Consider the following 14204-nt stretch of genomic DNA (forward strand, 5'->3'; position numbering starts at 1 on the left):
TCTCACGTGGGAGGTTGGCGGCCCACGCCGCCGCAGGGCGTGCAGGTCAGCCAGACCTCCTTGCCGTCCTTGCTGATCCATTCGCCGCCCTCACCTCTGCACGTCCGGCAGATCGGCGGCAGGTGGTCGTCTTTCGCCATGCGATCACGGTACGCAACTTTCCGGTTACCAACCGGCGGTCGCCGAAACTTCAGGCGGCCCGCCGCAACGGCTCGGGACGCGGGGCGCGGGTCATCCGCCACGTCGGCCCGACGGTGTCGCCGCGGGCCGGCCGGTAGAAGGAGTGGGACCCGCCCAGGTCCTCCCGGTGGCAGGCCCAGCACCGGCCGTCGTACCAGGCGAACCGGTTCTGCCGCTCGCCGCACTCGACCAGCCAGCACGACCCCACCGGCACGTGCCAGCTCGCGGCGTCGCCGGGGCCGGGCGCCTCCAGCACCACCACGTGGACCTGCTCCCACCACCCGGCCCCGCCGGCGACGGCCAGGGTCGCCCGCAGCTCCACCGGCTTGGCCAGCCGCTCCCAGTGGGGGCCCTTCACCTCGGCCCAGGCGTTCAGCGCGGGCAGATAGAAGTCGGGCACGTAGACGGCGCCGCTCGGCAGCCGGAGGGCGAGCGGTTCGTACTGCCAGTAGACGCCCAGGGCGTCGAGGGTGGCCGCCCAGTCGGCCTCCAGGGTCGACCGGAACATGACCCCGTTGTAGACGAGCGGCACCGCGCTGATGTCCATCCCGGCACCCTGTCACCGCCGTGACCGGCCGCGACGGGCTCGGCGAGGCCCTGTGGAAACTAGTGGGTCAGCTGCGCGAGCACCGCGCCGAGCGACTCCTCCTCGTAGGCCAGGTGCTCCAGGAACCGGTCGGCGAGCGCGTCGAGCGCCTTGACCAGGCGGGCCCGGTCGTCGTCGGCCCGCGCGGCGGCCTCGACCTCCTCGAGCAGCCCCGACACGGCGACGTGGTCGGCCTCCAGCCGGTCGACGGCCGCGTTCAGCTCGGGGGCCAGCACGCGGATGCGCGGGAACAACGTCGCGCTCTCGATGCCGTGGTGGGTGTGCACGATCGAGCAGTAGCTCAGGCAGTTGGCCTTGAGCTGGAACAGCGGCCCCCGCGTGGCGAGGTCGCGCAACCCCTGGCGCACCTCGGCCAGGTCTCCCCCGGCGGCGGCCGTCTCGGCCATGCGCCGGATCGTGGCCAGGTCGCGGCGGAGCATGTTGTGGACGAAGGTCAGTTCGGACAGCAGCGACATCGTTCGGGTCCCCCAGATCAGCTGCCGTACAGCGAATCAGAGGGGCAGCGCCGATGTCATCTCGGACAGCCGCTGCTCGTCGGGCTCGGGGTAACGCTCGTCGAGCACTTCGGCCCGGGTGATGCGGTCGACCCGGAAGACGCGCACGTCCTCACGCAACCGGCACCAGGCCACCAGATACCAGAACCCGCCGCGCCCGCCGAGCATGATGCTGGGTTCGAGGTCACGGGTGCTGAGCTCGCTCTTGCTGTTCAGGTAGTCGACGCGCAGGACGCGGCGGCCCGTCAGCGCGCGGTCGACGGCCCGTTTGACCTCTTCCGCCCCGTCGATGAGGTAGCCGCCCGGGTCGAGCCGGATCGGCACGCCCTCGCCCTGGAGCCGGGCGATGTCGCGGATCACCGTCCGTTTGCTCACTCCGAGCCGGTCGGCGAGGTCCTTGGCCGACAGCTGCCCGTTGCTCCGTAACTCCTCTACCAGCGCACGTCGACGGTCCATGACGCCGACGTTACGTGCGGTGAACGACAAATCCTGGTATTTCCCACCTAACTCAGCGGCCATATACCCGTATTGACCACTCGTTCCGGTTCCACACCACACAGGGCGGCGCGCTCGCATCCGTACCCGAGCCAGTCGAGCTGCCCCGGAGCGTGGGCGTCGCTGTCGATCGCGAACACGCAGCCCGTCTCGTAGGCCAGGCGCAGCAATCGTTTGGGCGGGTCGAGTCGGTCGGGCCGGGAGTTGATCTCGACCGCCACCCCGAACCGGCGGCACGCCTCGAAGACGATCTCGGCGTCGAACCGCGACTCGGCGCGCAGCCCGCCCCGTTTCCCGCCGGCCTTCACGATCCGGCCGGTGCAGTGGCCGAGCACGTCGACGTGGGGATTGGCGACCGCGGTGACCATCCGCCGGGTCATCTCGCCGGCGTCCATCTTCAGCGACGAGTGCACCGAGGCGACCACGCAGTCGAGCCGGGCCAGCAGGGCCGGATCCTGGTCGAGCGACCCGTCGGCGAGGATGTCGACCTCGATGCCGGTACGGATCTCGAAGGGCGCGAACCGCTCGCGCAGCCCCTCGATGACCTCGATCTGCTCGGTCAGCCGCTCGGCCGACAGGCCCCGCGCCACGGTGAGCCGGGGCGAGTGGTCGGTGATCGTCAGATAGGAGTGCCCGATCGCCCGCGCCGCCTCGGCCATCTCCTCGATCGGCGAGCCGCCGTCGCTCCACGTCGTGTGGCTGTGCAGGTCGCCCTTCAACGCCTTCCGGAGCCGGGCGGCGGCCTCCGGCAGGTCGGTCCCGGACGTCGCCTCCAGGCGGCGCAGGTAGGTGGGCGTCTGGCCGGCCAGCGCCTCGGTGATCGCCAGCGCGGTCACCTTGCCGACGCCGGGCAACTCGGTCAGCGTCTCGGCGAGGGCGCGCTCCTCCAGCTCCTCGCGCGGCAGCTCCCCGACGGTCGTGGCCGCGCCCCGGAAGGCGCGCACCCGATAGGTGGGTTCACCGGCCCGTTCGAGCAGGAACGCGATTTGGCGCAACGCGTCAACTGGCTCCATGTCGAAGACGTTATCAACCGGCCAGTATTGATGTTTGTACCGTTCAAACAGACACCGATAGGCTTGCCCGACCTCAAGGAAGCATGGAGCCTTATGGCCGCCTCACCCCCACCGCCGGGACCGCCCACGTTCCCCATGGCCGGCGGCCCGCCGCCGCCGAAGAAGAACAAGAAGGCCTCCACCGCCGTCAAGCTCGGCGCCATCGGCGTGTTGTCGGTTCTGGTCGTGGGTTTCTGCGCAGCGGTCGACGACGACTACGAGGAGGTCGACGCCGACTGCGTCGACATGAACAACCCGCTGCCCGACGGGTCCTACCCGATCGTCGACGACGACCTGTGCGACGACGACGGCCGGGTCTACCACGGCTCCCACGGGGCCTACGGGTGGTATTACGGCGGCGTCCGCGCCGGTTCGCACATCCGCGGCGGCACCACGCTGCGCCCGTCGAACGCGCAGATCTCCACCCGGTCGGGCAAGGTCATCCAGCGGGGCGGCTTCGGCTCGCGCAGCAGCGGCGGCAGCTGACCCGTGCGCAGGGAACGGTCCGCACCCCGGCCCGGCTGGGAGTCCACGGTCGAGAGCCACGGCCTGGCCTACCACCGCTCCGCCCACCCGAGCGGAGTCGACCGGCCCTACTGGGACGAGAGCGTCCACTACGTCTTCTCGATGGACGAGGTGCTCACGCTGGAGGCCCAGGTCGAGGAGCTCCACCGCATGTGCCTGGAGGCCGTCGACCACGTCGTGGCCACCGGGCGTTTCCACGACTTCGCCGTGCCGCCCGAGTGGACGCAGGCGATCAAGGACTCCTGGTACCGCCGCGAACCCCACCTGTTCGGCCGCTTCGACCTCCGCTACGACGGCACGGGCCCGGCGAAGATGCTCGAATACAACGCCGACACCCCCACGAGCCTGCTTGAGAGCTCGGTCGTCCAGTGGTACTGGCTGCAGGACGTCTTCCCCGACGACGACCAGTGGAACTCCATCCACGAACGCCTGGTCGACCGCTGGAAGGCCATCGCCGCGACCCTCCCGACGGGCCCCTCCCACTTCGCCTGGACGAGTCTCGACACCTCCGGCGAGGAGGCGATGACCCTCGGCTACCTGCAGGAGACGGCCACCCAGGCCGGGCTGGCGACGGTCTCCATCGCCATGGAGGACATCGGCTGGGACGCGCTCAACCACCGGTTCGTCGACGTCGAGGAGCGGGTCATCCGCTCGCTCTGCAAGCTCTATCCGTGGGAGTGGATCGTCCACGAGCCGTTCGGCGCCCACGCGCTGCGGCTGATGCCGTCGATGACCTGGATCGAACCGGCGTGGAAGATGCTGCTGTCGAACAAGGCGCTGCTGGCGGTGCTCTGGGAGCTGTTCCCGGGCCACCCCAACCTGCTGCCGGCCTACCTCGACGGCCCCCGTGACCTGGCAGGATTCATCCGCAAGCCGCTCTTGGGGCGCGAGGGCGCCTCGATGACGATCCTGTCGCCCGACCACTCCCTGGAGACCGGAGGCACGTATGGCGCCGAAGGGTTCGTCTTCCAGGAGTTCCAGGCCCTGCCCGACTTCGACGGCCAGCGGCCGGTCCTGGGCGCCTGGGTGGTGGAGGACGAGTCGGCCGGGCTCGGCATCCGCGAGACCGCCGGCCTGATCACCGACGACACCTCGTCGTTCGTCCCCCACAGAATCAACGGTTAACACCCCCCAATAGGAGCAGGGTCAATGGACACCACTTCGTTCGGCGAGGTCCTCGGCAACGGCGCCCTGGCGATCGCCGCCTACGCCGTCCTCGGCGTGCTGCTGCTGATCGTCGGTTTCTACGTCATCGACATGGCCACGCCGGGCAAGCTCAGCAAGCTCATCCGGGAAGACCGCAACCCCAACGCGACCGCCCTCACCTCGGCGGGCCTGGCGGCCGTCGGGCTGATCGTGGCGGCCTCGATCTTCTCCTCCAGCGGCCGGCTCCAGGAGGGTCTGATCGCCACCGCCGTGTTCGGCGTGCTCGGCATCGCCGTCCAGACGCTCGGCATGTTCGCCTTCGACAAGGTGGCCGGCATCTCCATCCGCGCCCTGGTCGCCGAGCCGACCCTCCAGCCCGCCGCGATCCTGCTCTCGGTCACCCACGTCGCGATCGGCCTGATCACCGCCGTCGCGGTCATCTGACCCGTCCGATTCTTTCAAGACGGTCCGGTACGTCGTCTCGTACCGTCGGACCATGGCTATCCAGTTCAACGTCATCGGCCTGGTCGTCAGCGACATGGGCCGCTCGCTCGCCTTCTACCGCCGCCTCGGCCTGGACCTCCCGGCCGAGGCCGACGGCCTGCCCCACGTCGAGGCGACCCTGCCCGGCGGCTTCCGTCTGTGCTGGGACACCGAGGAGACCATCAAGTCGTTCGACCCCGAATGGACCCCCGGCCCCGGCCGCACCGGCCTGGCGTTCCAGTGCGACGACCCGGCCGAGGTCGACAAGACCTACGCCGAGATGGCGGAGTTCGGCCACCTCCCGCCGTGGGACGCCTTCTGGGGCCAGCGCTACGCGGTGCTGACCGACCCCGACGGCATCAGCGTCGACCTGTACGCCCCACAAGAGCCGTCAGCGTGACCCCGGCCAGCGCCTTCACCTCGCGCGCGAGGTGGGCCTGGTCGGCGTAGCCCTCGTCGTGGGCCACCCGGGCGAACGGCTGCCCGTTCCGCGCCTTCTCCAGGGCCCGGTTCATCCGCAGGATGCGGCCCAGCGTCTTCGGCCCGTAGCCGAAGACCCGCAGGCAGAGCCGGTGGAAACGGCGTTCGCCCAGGTCGAGGAGGCCCGCCGCGGCGGCCACTCCCCGCCCGTCGCCGAGCAGCTCAGCGGCGGCGCGCACCATCGGGTCGGGCCGCAGGCCATCGGCCAGGGCCTCGATCCCCGCACCCCTGAACAGCCGGTTCTCCAGGGCGCGCACCCGTCCGGCCGGCCAGATCTGGTCGAGGGGGACCCGGCGGTCGCGCAACTCGCAGGCCGGCACGCCCAGCAGGCCGGGCAGGTCGCCGGGGGCGAACCGCAGGCCGGTGTAGCCGGCCCCGGGGACGACCCGGGTGACGTAGGCGACCGAGTCGGGCCCGGCCACGACGAGCCGGCCCGACGTCCAGAGCAGGTCCATGCAGCCGTCGGGCAGGATGCGGCGCTCGCCCTCGCCCGACGCGGGAGGCGTCTGCCAGACGACCGCGCCGGGGATCACCGACGGCCGTTCCCGGTACACCGTCCCAGCTTGCCACGGCCCCACCGTTGACGAATCCGCGCAGGCGACCTGGCACGCTATAACCGTGAACGACAGGGTGCGTGAAGACACGGCGCGGCGGCTCGACCGCGCGATGGGGAGTCTGGGCACCGCCGCGATGGCCCGCATGGAGGAGCAGCTCGCCTGGTACCGCGCCCTGTCGGCCGAGGACCGTTCCTGGGTCGGCCTGGTCGCGCAGGCCGGCATCGCCGCCTTCGTCGAATGGTTCGGCCACGCCGGAACCGGCCGCCCCACCCCGAGCATCGAGTTCTTCGGCACCGCGCCCCGCGAGCTCAAACGCAGCGTCTCCCTCCAGCAGACCGTCGACCTGGTCCGCATCGTGGTCGAGGTGGTCGAGGCCGAGGTCGAAGACCTGGCCGCGCCCGGCGGCGAGGAGGTGCTGCGCAACGCGATGCTGCGCTACACCCGCGACGTCGCCTTCGCCGCCGCCCAGGTCTACGCCCGGGAGGCCGAGGCCCGGGGCTCCTGGGACGCCCGGCTGGAGGCCCTCATCGTCGACGCGCTGGTCCGGGGCGAGGTCGACGACGGCCTCCACTCCTGGGCCGCGGCCCTCGGCTGGACCTCCGCCCCCGTGGTCGTCTTCGCCGGGCACGCCCCGGGCGACGACCCCCAGAGCGTCATCGACGGCCTGCGCGACCGGGGCCGGCGGGCCGGCCACGACCTGCTCGCCGGGGTCCAGGGCGACCGGCTGATCGTGATCGTCGGCGGGGCCGACAGCATGAGGGAGGCCGCCCGCCTGGTCGTGCCGAGGTTCGCGCCCGGCCCGATCGTGATCGGCCCCGAGGTGCCCGACCTGCACGCCGCCGCCCGGTCGGCGCGGGCCGCCATCGCCGGGCTGCGCGCCGCCGCCGGATGGCCCGACGCGCCCCGGCCCGTGCTCGCCGACGACCTGCTCGCCGAACGCGCCCTCGACGGCGACGAGGACGCCCGCGCGGCGCTGATCGAGAACGTCTTCAAGCCCCTGGCCGGCACCCCGCTGCTCGACACCCTCGCGACCTACCTCGAACAGGGCACCTCGCTGGAGGCGACGGCGCGGCTGCTGTTCGTCCACCCGAACACGGTGCGTTACCGGCTCCGGAAGATCGCTGAGCTGACGGGGTACACCCCGACCGAAGGGCGGTCCGCATTCACCCTTCAGGTTGGGTTGATACTCGGTCGACTGACCGTAATCTGACCGCCGTCCGTTAATTGCGGAGAAACCGGAACTGTAGGGATTCCACAACAGAGGCAGGCCGAAGTTCGTTCGGATCCCCAGCTCTGTGTCGAAGGGCTACAGGGCAGGGTGGTACCGTGCTCGTCATCGTCGCGCCGGGACAAGGCGCCCAAACTCCAGGGTTCCTGAGTCCGTGGCTGGAGCTCCCCGGATTCCGTGACCGTCTGTCAGCATGGTCGGAGATCGCGAAGCTCGACCTCGTCGCCTACGGCACCACCGCCGAGGCCGAGGAGATCCGCGACACGGCCGTCGCGCAGCCGCTTCTGGTGGCCGCCGCACTGGCCGCCTTCGAGGAGCTCGGCGTCGCCCCCGACCTGGTCGCCGGCCACAGCGTCGGCGAGTTCGCCGCGGCCGCCGTGGCCGGAGTGATCACCGCCGACCAGGCCGTCTCACTGGTCGCCGAGCGCGGCCGGGCGATGGCCGAGGCCGCCGCCGTCACCGCGACCGGCATGACCGCCCTTCTCGGCGGCGTCGACGTCCTCGACGCCCTCGCCAGGCTCGGCCTGACCCCCGCCAACAACAACGGCTCCGGTCAGATCGTCGCGGGCGGCACCCTGGAGCAGCTGGCGGCCCTCCAGGCCGACCCGCCGCAGCGGGCCCGGCTGCGGCCCCTCGCGGTCGCCGGCGCCTTCCACACCCACCACATGGCCCCGGCCGTCGAGCGGCTGCGCGCCGCCGCGGCCGGCGTCACCCCCGCCGACCCGGCGATCCGGCTGCTGTCCAACGCCGACGGCGCGATCGTCATGTCCGGCCGCGACGCCCTCGACCGCATGGTCAACCAGGTCAGCAACCCGGTCCGCTGGGACCTGTGCATGGAGACCATGGCCGAGGAGACCGGCGAGACGCCCGTCACCATGATCGAACTGCTGCCCGGCGGCACCCTGACCGGCCTGGCCAAGCGCGGCCTGCCCGGCTCGGTGACCGTCGCGCTCAAGACCCCCGCCGACCTGACCCCGGCCCTCGACGCCGCCAAGGAGGCGATCAAGTGAAGCTGCCCGCGGGGGCGCCGGGAGCCAAGGTGCTGGCCTTCGGCCACTACCAGCCGGCGAACGTGGTCACCAACGACGATCTCGCCAAGATCATCGAGACCAACGACGAGTGGATCCAGAGCCGGGTCGGCATCAAGGAACGGCGCTTCGCCGGTCCCGAGGAGTCCGAGATCGACCTGGCCGTGCAGGCCGGCGGCAAGGCGCTGGCCGCCGGCGGCCTGGCCGCCGCCGACATCGACCTGGTGATCGTCGCCACGTGCACCCCCGAGGCCCCGATCCCGAACCTGGCCGGGCGGGTCGCCCACCGGCTCGGCATCGAGGCGCCGGGCGCCTACGACCTCAACGCGGCCTGCGCGGGCTTCTGTTACGCCCTCGCCGCGGCCAGCGACTCGATCCGCGCGGGCTCGGCCAGGAACGTGCTGGTCATCGGCACCGAGAAGCTCACCCAGTGGGTCGACATCAACGACCGCGCCACCTCGGTGATCTTCGCCGACGGGGCCGGCGCGGCGGTGGTCGTCCCGTCCGAGACCCCGGCCATCGGCCCGGTCGTCTGGGGCAGCGCGGGCGACAAGGCCGACGCCATCATGATCCAAGACCGGTCATCGTCCCTTCACCAGGAAGGTCAGACGGTGTTCCGCTGGGCCACCACGGCCCTTCACCCGGTGGCCAAAGAGGCTTGCGAGCGTGCGGGCGTGGCTCCCGCCGACCTGGCGGCGTTCGTGCCCCACCAGGCGAACCTGCGCATCATCGAGGCCATCGCGCGCAAGCTCGGCGCCGACAAGGCCGTGGTCGCCCGCGACATCGTGCTGGCCGGCAACACCTCGGCCGCGTCGATCCCGCTCGCGCTGTCCCGCATGATCGAGCAGGGCGAGGTTCCTTCGGGCGGCCTCGCGCTCCTCCTGGGCTTCGGGGCGGGCCTGACCTACGCCTCCCAGGTCATCGAGATCCCTTAATTCCAGTACGGTCTTCGCCGTACGAAAACCCAGAAACACCACTCAAAGGAGAGAAATGGCAGCCACCGAGCAGGAGATCCTGGCAGGCCTCGGCAAGATCGTGAACGAGATCACCGGGATTCCCGCGTCCGAGGTGACGCCGGAGAAGAGCTTCGTCGACGACCTGGACATCGACTCGCTGTCGATGGTCGAGATCGCCGTGGCGGCCCAGGACGAGTTCGGCGCGGAGATCCCCGACGACCAGCTCAAGCACCTGAAGACCGTCAAGGACGTCATCAACTTCATCCAGAACTGAGTTCCCCCGCACAACCGTTCGACCGTAGAGGAGTGCAGCCAAAGTGAGTACCAACCGGGTGCGAGTCGTCGTCACCGGACTCGGCACGACGACGCCCCTTGGTGGAGACGTCGCCTCGACCTGGGCGGCGCTCCTCGACGGGCGGTCGGGCATCCGCACGCTCACCGAAGACTGGGTCGACACCGTCCCGGCGAAGTTCGCCGGCGTCGCGGCGGTCGACCCCGGTGAGGTGCTGCCCCGCCCCGAGGCCAGGCGTCTCGACCGCTACGAGCAGTTCGCCCTGATCGCCGCCCGCCAGGCGTGGCAGGACGCCGGCGCGCCCGAGGTCGAGCCGACCCGGCTCGGCGTGGTCGTCGGCTCCGGCATCGGCGGCATCAACACGATCCTGCAGGCCTACGACACCTACCGTGAGAAGGGATGGAACCGGCTCTCGCCGTACACCGTCCCGATGCTCATGCCCAACGGCGCCGCGGGCTGGATCTCCATCGACCTGGGCGCCCAGGCGGGCACCCACGCGGCGGTCAGCGCCTGCGCGACCGGCGCCGAGTCGATCGGCCAGGCCATCGAGATGATCCGCTCCGGCCGCGCCGACGTGGTCGTCGCCGGCGGCAGCGAGGCGGCCATCCACCCGCTCAACATGGCCTCGTTCGCGGCCATGCGCGCCATGTCGACCCGCAACGACGAGCCCCACCGGGCCTCGCGCCCCTTCGACAAGGGCCGCGACGGGTTCGTGCTCGGCGAGGGCGCCGGGATCATCGTCCTGGAGTCGGAGGCCCACGCGAAGGCCCGCGGCGCGAAGATCTACGCGGTCGCGGCCGGCGTCGGCATCACCTCCGACGGCCACCACATCTCCGCGCCGGAGCCGACCGGCATCGGCGGCAAGACCGCCATGCTGACGGCCATCGCCGACGCGGGCCTCAGCGCCGCCGACGTCCGCCACGTCAACGCCCACGCCACCTCGACGCCCGTCGGCGACGAGATCGAGGCGCGGGCGATCCGCGAGGCGCTCACCGGCTCCCCGCTCGTCACCTCGACCAAGTCGATGACCGGTCACCTGCTGGGCGGCGCGGGCGGCATCGAGTCCGTCTTCACGATCCTGGCGCTGAGCGAGCGCATCGTGCCCGCCACCGCGAACCTCGACGACCCGGCCGACGGCCTCGACGTGGACATCGTGCGCGGCGAGCCGCGCAAGCTCCCCGACGGGCAGCTCGCCGCGATCAACAACTCCTTCGGCTTCGGCGGGCACAACGTCGCCGTCGCCTTCACCACTGCTTGATCAGCTGTCTGAGAGGGACCCAATGACTGTCGTTGACAACAGGGTGGTGACCGCCGCCTCCGACCAGGAGGCGGCCGACCCCCGCGATCCCGTCGTCCGGCTGGGCCACCTGCTCGACGAGGGTTCCATGCGGCTCATCTCGCCGCAGGACAAGAGCGGGGCCCTGGCGGTCACCGGCCGCGTCGAGGGCGTCCCCGTCGTGGCGTTCTGCAGCGACGCCCGCTTCCAGGGCGGCGCGATGGGCTCGGAGGGCTGCGAGCACATCGTCCACGCCTACGACGTGGCGGTCCGCGAGCGGGTGCCGATCATCGGCGTCTGGCACTCGGGCGGCGCCCGCCTCGCCGAGGGCGTGGAGTCCCTCCACGCCGTGGGCCGCGTCTTCGCGGCCATGACGAAGGCGTCGGGCATCGTGCCCCAGATCTCCGTCGTGGTCGGCGCGGCGGCGGGCGGCGCGGCCTACGGCCCCGCGCTGACCGACATCGTGATCCTCGCCGACGAGGGCCGCATCTTCGTGACCGGCCCCGACGTCGTGCGTTCGGTGACGGGCGAGACGATCGACATGGCGTCGCTCGGCGGCCCCGAGCCCCACAGCAAGCGCAGCGGCGTGGTCCACATCGTGACCAAGTCGGAGCCCGAGGCCCTGCTGAAGGCCCGCCAGGTCGCCACGCTGCTGGGCCACCAGGGCCGGGTGCGGCTGGGCGAGGTCGGCGAGGTCGACTTCTCGTCCCTGCTGCCCGAGAACGTGCGCCGCGCCTACGACGTGAAGCCGCTGGTCAACGGCCTGCTCGACGAGCCGGGCGTGGAACTCCACCCCAAGTGGGCGCCCAACATCGTGACGACCCTGGGCCGCCTCGGCGGCCGCACCGTCGGCGTCATCGCCAACAACCCGATGCGCCTGGGCGGCTGCCTCGACTCGACCTCCGCCGAGAAGGCGGCCCGCTTCGTCCGCATGTGCGACGCGTTCGGGGTGCCCCTGGTGGTCCTGGTCGACGTCCCCGGCTACCTGCCGGGCGTCGGGCAGGAACACGACGGCGTGGTCCGCCGCGGGGCCAAGCTCCTCCACGCGTTCGCCGAGGCGTCGGTGCCGAGGGTGACCCTGGTGACCCGCAAGTCCTACGGCGGGGCCTACATCGCGATGAACTCCCGCGCCCTCGGCGCGACCCGGGTCTTCGCGTGGCCGACGGCGCAGATCGCGGTCATGGGCGCGGTCGCGGCGGTCCGCATCCTGAAGCGCCGCGAACTGGCGGCGGTCCCGGACGAGGAGCGCGCCGAACTGGAGACCCGCCTGGCCGAAGAGCACGAGAAGATCGCCGGCGGCCTCGACCGCGCGATCGACCTGGGCGTGGTCGACGAGGTCATCAAGCCGGAGGAGACCCGGGGTGCCATCGCGAAGGTGATCGCCCGTGCGACGCCGGCGCGGGGGGCTCACGGGAACATCCCGCTCTAGTTTTCCTGTACGACCCGAGGCGCCGCTTCCACCGGTTGGTGGGGGCGGCGTTTCGGCGTTGTGGGGCGTGTGCGCCCGCCGCCTTTGGTCTGGCGGTTCTCACCGGTGAGTTGGTTGGTGGTGCGTTCGGTCGGGCGGCTGACGCCGCCCGAAATTTCGGCATATCGACCTGTACGAGGTCTCCTTGCGGGATGCAACCGGCCGAGTGAAGCGGCGCTCCCGCTGTCCACGAGGAGGCGGTCACCTGTCGGCCCCCGCAAGACCGTCCGCCGCGAGAAACAGCGCCACCGTACGGCGCGCGCTGCTGCGGGCAGACATGGCGAAAGGGTGAGCCTCCCGTCACCTCCGTCCACAGCTGGGCAGCCACAATCGGGCCCATGCCTGGACCGAAACGACTCCACTACGCGAGAGAAGTCCGAAACCAACGGCACGCGAGACACCCGGAATTCTTCTCCAGAAGCAGGTGACACCGTCGCCGCCAAGCACCCGAATGCGTGACAAAAGCGCGCCAGGTGTTGGGGCCCTCCCGGTGGGCCGGAGTGGCGCCCGACCGCACCGCCGCGCGACGTGAGAGCTGACGGTCCAGCCGCTGAAGTGACGAAGGGCTGCGCGGTCTCCCGGCCGAGCACCGCTCAACCCGCAACCCTGGAGGTAGCAGCTCAGCCCGTGAGCGCGATCAGGGACGGCGCCGTCTCCGGCCACCGCATGCCGCAAGGTGGGAGCCGCCGGCCCAGCCGCGAAGCGATGAAGGGGGCCCGGCCTCCCGGCCCGGCAGAGCGCAGCCCGCAACGCGGCAGGTGACAGCCCAACCCGTGAACATGATGAGGCCACTTGGACCAAGCACGGCGTGGCACCAATGCCGGAAACAGCCGCCCGCCCCCTCAGCACGAAAAATGGTCCGGTCGCCAAGCCAAGCACGGCGTGACACCAATGCCGGAAACAGCCGCCCGCCCCCTCAGCACGAAAAATGGTCCGGTCGCCAAGCCAAGCATGGGAGGTGGCAGCTCAGCCGGTGAACCATGATGGAGGCCGCCCTGGGCCAATGATCACCAAGCACCGTGTTGCCCCACGGTGAAAGTGGCAAGCCCAGCCGATGAACGTGAGAAAGGCAGCGGAGGCCGCCCCGGCCAAACCGCGTGGCCGACGCTGGTGAACACGATGAAGAGCGGGCGGCCGACCGCCGAGCGGCGCGCGGCAAAGGAGGTAGTGGCCGGGTAAGGCGGCCCCGGCCATGGGCGTGGTGAAGGGCGCGTGCCACGCGCCCCCCTTTACAGCTAGACGGCCGCGTGGAGCCAGCGCACCGGAGCGCCTTCGCCGGCGTACCGGAAGGACTCCAGTTCCTCGTCCCACTGCTTGCCCAGCAGTTTGTCGAGTTCGTCCTCCAGCACCACGCGCCCCTGGGTCGCCATCAGCATGACGTTCCGGAGGCGGTCCTCCGGGATCAGGATGTCGCCGTTGACGCCGATGGTCGCCGTGAAGGCTCCCAGGGCGGGGGTGTACGCATGGCGGGAGCCGTCGCTGCCCGGCGACGGGTCTTCGGTGATCTCGAAGCGGATACGCTGCCACCCCATGAGCGAAGAGGTGATCTTGGCGGCGACGCCGGCGGGCCCCTCCCATTCGGCCTGGGCGCGCAGGGCGCCGGGCGCAGCGGGCTGGGGCGTCCACGTCAGGTCGACGGGTACGCCAAGAATGCCTGCGACGGCCCACTCGATGTGTGGGCACAGCGCAGGCTGAGCCGAGTGGACGTACAGGACGCCACGAGCAGCAGCCACCGGACCTCCCGATTCGTACGAGGTGCGCCTTCCCCAACGGCCTCATACTGGGATGATCACAAGTGACTCTAGGGAAGACTACCGTCCGTCGCGGCGGGGCACCAGAGGAGGGTCATACCGATTCCCGCTTGGCCGCCGAACGAATCGGTCTCCCCTGAAGGCGTAAATCGGCGCGATCGTGGAAGTTGGGCGTCCTTCCGGAAT

General features: G+C 71.0%; 17 protein-coding genes. 10 read left to right on the top strand and 7 right to left on the bottom strand.

Features of this window, described 5'->3' with window-relative positions:
• Positions 1–2: 2 nt before the first annotated feature.
• Genes AW271_RS39565 through AW271_RS08770 form a run of 5 tightly spaced genes read right to left on the bottom strand, consistent with a single transcriptional unit; the run spans position 3 to position 2789 of the window.
• Positions 3–140, bottom strand: a complete 138-nt coding sequence (locus AW271_RS39565) for a hypothetical protein (RefSeq protein WP_157553983.1) — start codon at positions 138–140, stop codon at positions 3–5.
• A 50-nt stretch (positions 141–190) separates the two neighbouring features.
• Positions 191–727 (bottom strand): PDDEXK family nuclease, encoded by a 537-nt coding sequence (locus AW271_RS08755; protein ID WP_062334692.1) that lies wholly within the window; start codon positions 725–727, stop codon positions 191–193.
• Between the two features lie 59 nt (positions 728–786).
• Positions 787–1242 (bottom strand): hemerythrin domain-containing protein, encoded by a 456-nt coding sequence (locus tag AW271_RS08760; protein WP_062334694.1) that lies wholly within the window; start codon positions 1240–1242, stop codon positions 787–789.
• A gap of 36 nt (positions 1243–1278) precedes the next feature.
• Entirely contained in the window at positions 1279–1737 is a 459-nt protein-coding gene (locus tag AW271_RS08765; protein ID WP_062334696.1) for a helix-turn-helix transcriptional regulator, read from the bottom strand.
• A gap of 47 nt (positions 1738–1784) precedes the next feature.
• Positions 1785–2789: a PHP domain-containing protein gene (locus tag AW271_RS08770; RefSeq protein WP_062334698.1), complete on the bottom strand. Its 1005-nt coding sequence runs from the start codon at positions 2787–2789 to the stop codon at positions 1785–1787.
• Positions 2790–2882: 93 nt separating this feature from the next.
• Here AW271_RS08770 and AW271_RS08775 point away from each other — a divergent pair, with 93 nt between their 5' ends.
• The 4 genes from AW271_RS08775 to AW271_RS08790 are packed head-to-tail and all read left to right on the top strand — an operon-like array spanning position 2883 to position 5382.
• Positions 2883–3314: a hypothetical protein gene (locus tag AW271_RS08775; protein ID WP_245652993.1), complete on the top strand. Its 432-nt coding sequence runs from the start codon at positions 2883–2885 to the stop codon at positions 3312–3314.
• A gap of 3 nt (positions 3315–3317) precedes the next feature.
• Positions 3318–4478: a glutathionylspermidine synthase family protein gene (locus tag AW271_RS08780; RefSeq protein ID WP_062334702.1), complete on the top strand. Its 1161-nt coding sequence runs from the start codon at positions 3318–3320 to the stop codon at positions 4476–4478.
• Between the two features lie 24 nt (positions 4479–4502).
• The gene (locus tag AW271_RS08785) at positions 4503–4943 is read left to right on the top strand and encodes a DUF350 domain-containing protein (RefSeq protein WP_062334704.1); all 441 of its coding nucleotides are present in this window, start codon (positions 4503–4505) and stop codon (positions 4941–4943) included.
• 52 nt (positions 4944–4995) lie between these two features.
• On the top strand, positions 4996–5382 hold the full coding sequence (locus AW271_RS08790; protein ID WP_062334711.1) for a VOC family protein: 387 nt from the start codon (positions 4996–4998) through the stop codon (positions 5380–5382).
• Here the strand turns inward: AW271_RS08790 and AW271_RS08795 are convergent.
• Positions 5342–6016, bottom strand: coding sequence for a helix-turn-helix transcriptional regulator (locus AW271_RS08795; RefSeq protein ID WP_062334714.1), 675 nt, complete (start codon positions 6014–6016; stop codon positions 5342–5344). The two genes, AW271_RS08790 and AW271_RS08795, sit on opposite strands and share 41 nt — an antisense overlap.
• A 112-nt stretch (positions 6017–6128) precedes the next feature.
• Here AW271_RS08795 and AW271_RS08800 point away from each other — a divergent pair, with 112 nt between their 5' ends.
• From AW271_RS08800 to AW271_RS08825, 6 genes are all read left to right on the top strand, one after another.
• Entirely contained in the window at positions 6129–7229 is a 1101-nt protein-coding gene (locus AW271_RS08800; RefSeq protein WP_062335296.1) for a PucR family transcriptional regulator, read from the top strand.
• 116 nt (positions 7230–7345) lie between these two features.
• Positions 7346–8257, top strand: coding sequence for an ACP S-malonyltransferase (locus tag AW271_RS08805; RefSeq protein ID WP_062334717.1), 912 nt, complete (start codon positions 7346–7348; stop codon positions 8255–8257).
• Entirely contained in the window at positions 8254–9210 is a 957-nt protein-coding gene (locus AW271_RS08810; RefSeq protein ID WP_062334720.1) for a beta-ketoacyl-ACP synthase III, read from the top strand. Before AW271_RS08805 ends, AW271_RS08810 begins: the two co-directional genes overlap by 4 nt.
• A gap of 55 nt (positions 9211–9265) precedes the next feature.
• Positions 9266–9505 (top strand): acyl carrier protein, encoded by a 240-nt coding sequence (locus AW271_RS08815; RefSeq protein ID WP_062334723.1) that lies wholly within the window; start codon positions 9266–9268, stop codon positions 9503–9505.
• Between the two features lie 43 nt (positions 9506–9548).
• On the top strand, positions 9549–10781 hold the full coding sequence (gene fabF, locus AW271_RS08820) for a beta-ketoacyl-ACP synthase II (protein ID WP_062334725.1): 1233 nt from the start codon (positions 9549–9551) through the stop codon (positions 10779–10781).
• Positions 10782–10803: 22 nt separating this feature from the next.
• Positions 10804–12228, top strand: coding sequence for an acyl-CoA carboxylase subunit beta (locus AW271_RS08825; RefSeq protein WP_062334728.1), 1425 nt, complete (start codon positions 10804–10806; stop codon positions 12226–12228).
• A 1274-nt stretch (positions 12229–13502) separates the two neighbouring features.
• Here AW271_RS08825 and AW271_RS08830 read toward each other — a convergent pair.
• A complete protein-coding gene (locus AW271_RS08830) occupies positions 13503–14000 on the bottom strand; it encodes a DUF3145 domain-containing protein (RefSeq protein WP_062334731.1) in 498 nt (165 codons plus the stop codon).
• Positions 14001–14204 lie beyond the last annotated feature (204 nt).

The organism is Herbidospora sakaeratensis, assembly GCF_001570525.1.
GTDB lineage: Bacteria > Actinomycetota > Actinomycetes > Streptosporangiales > Streptosporangiaceae > Herbidospora > Herbidospora sakaeratensis.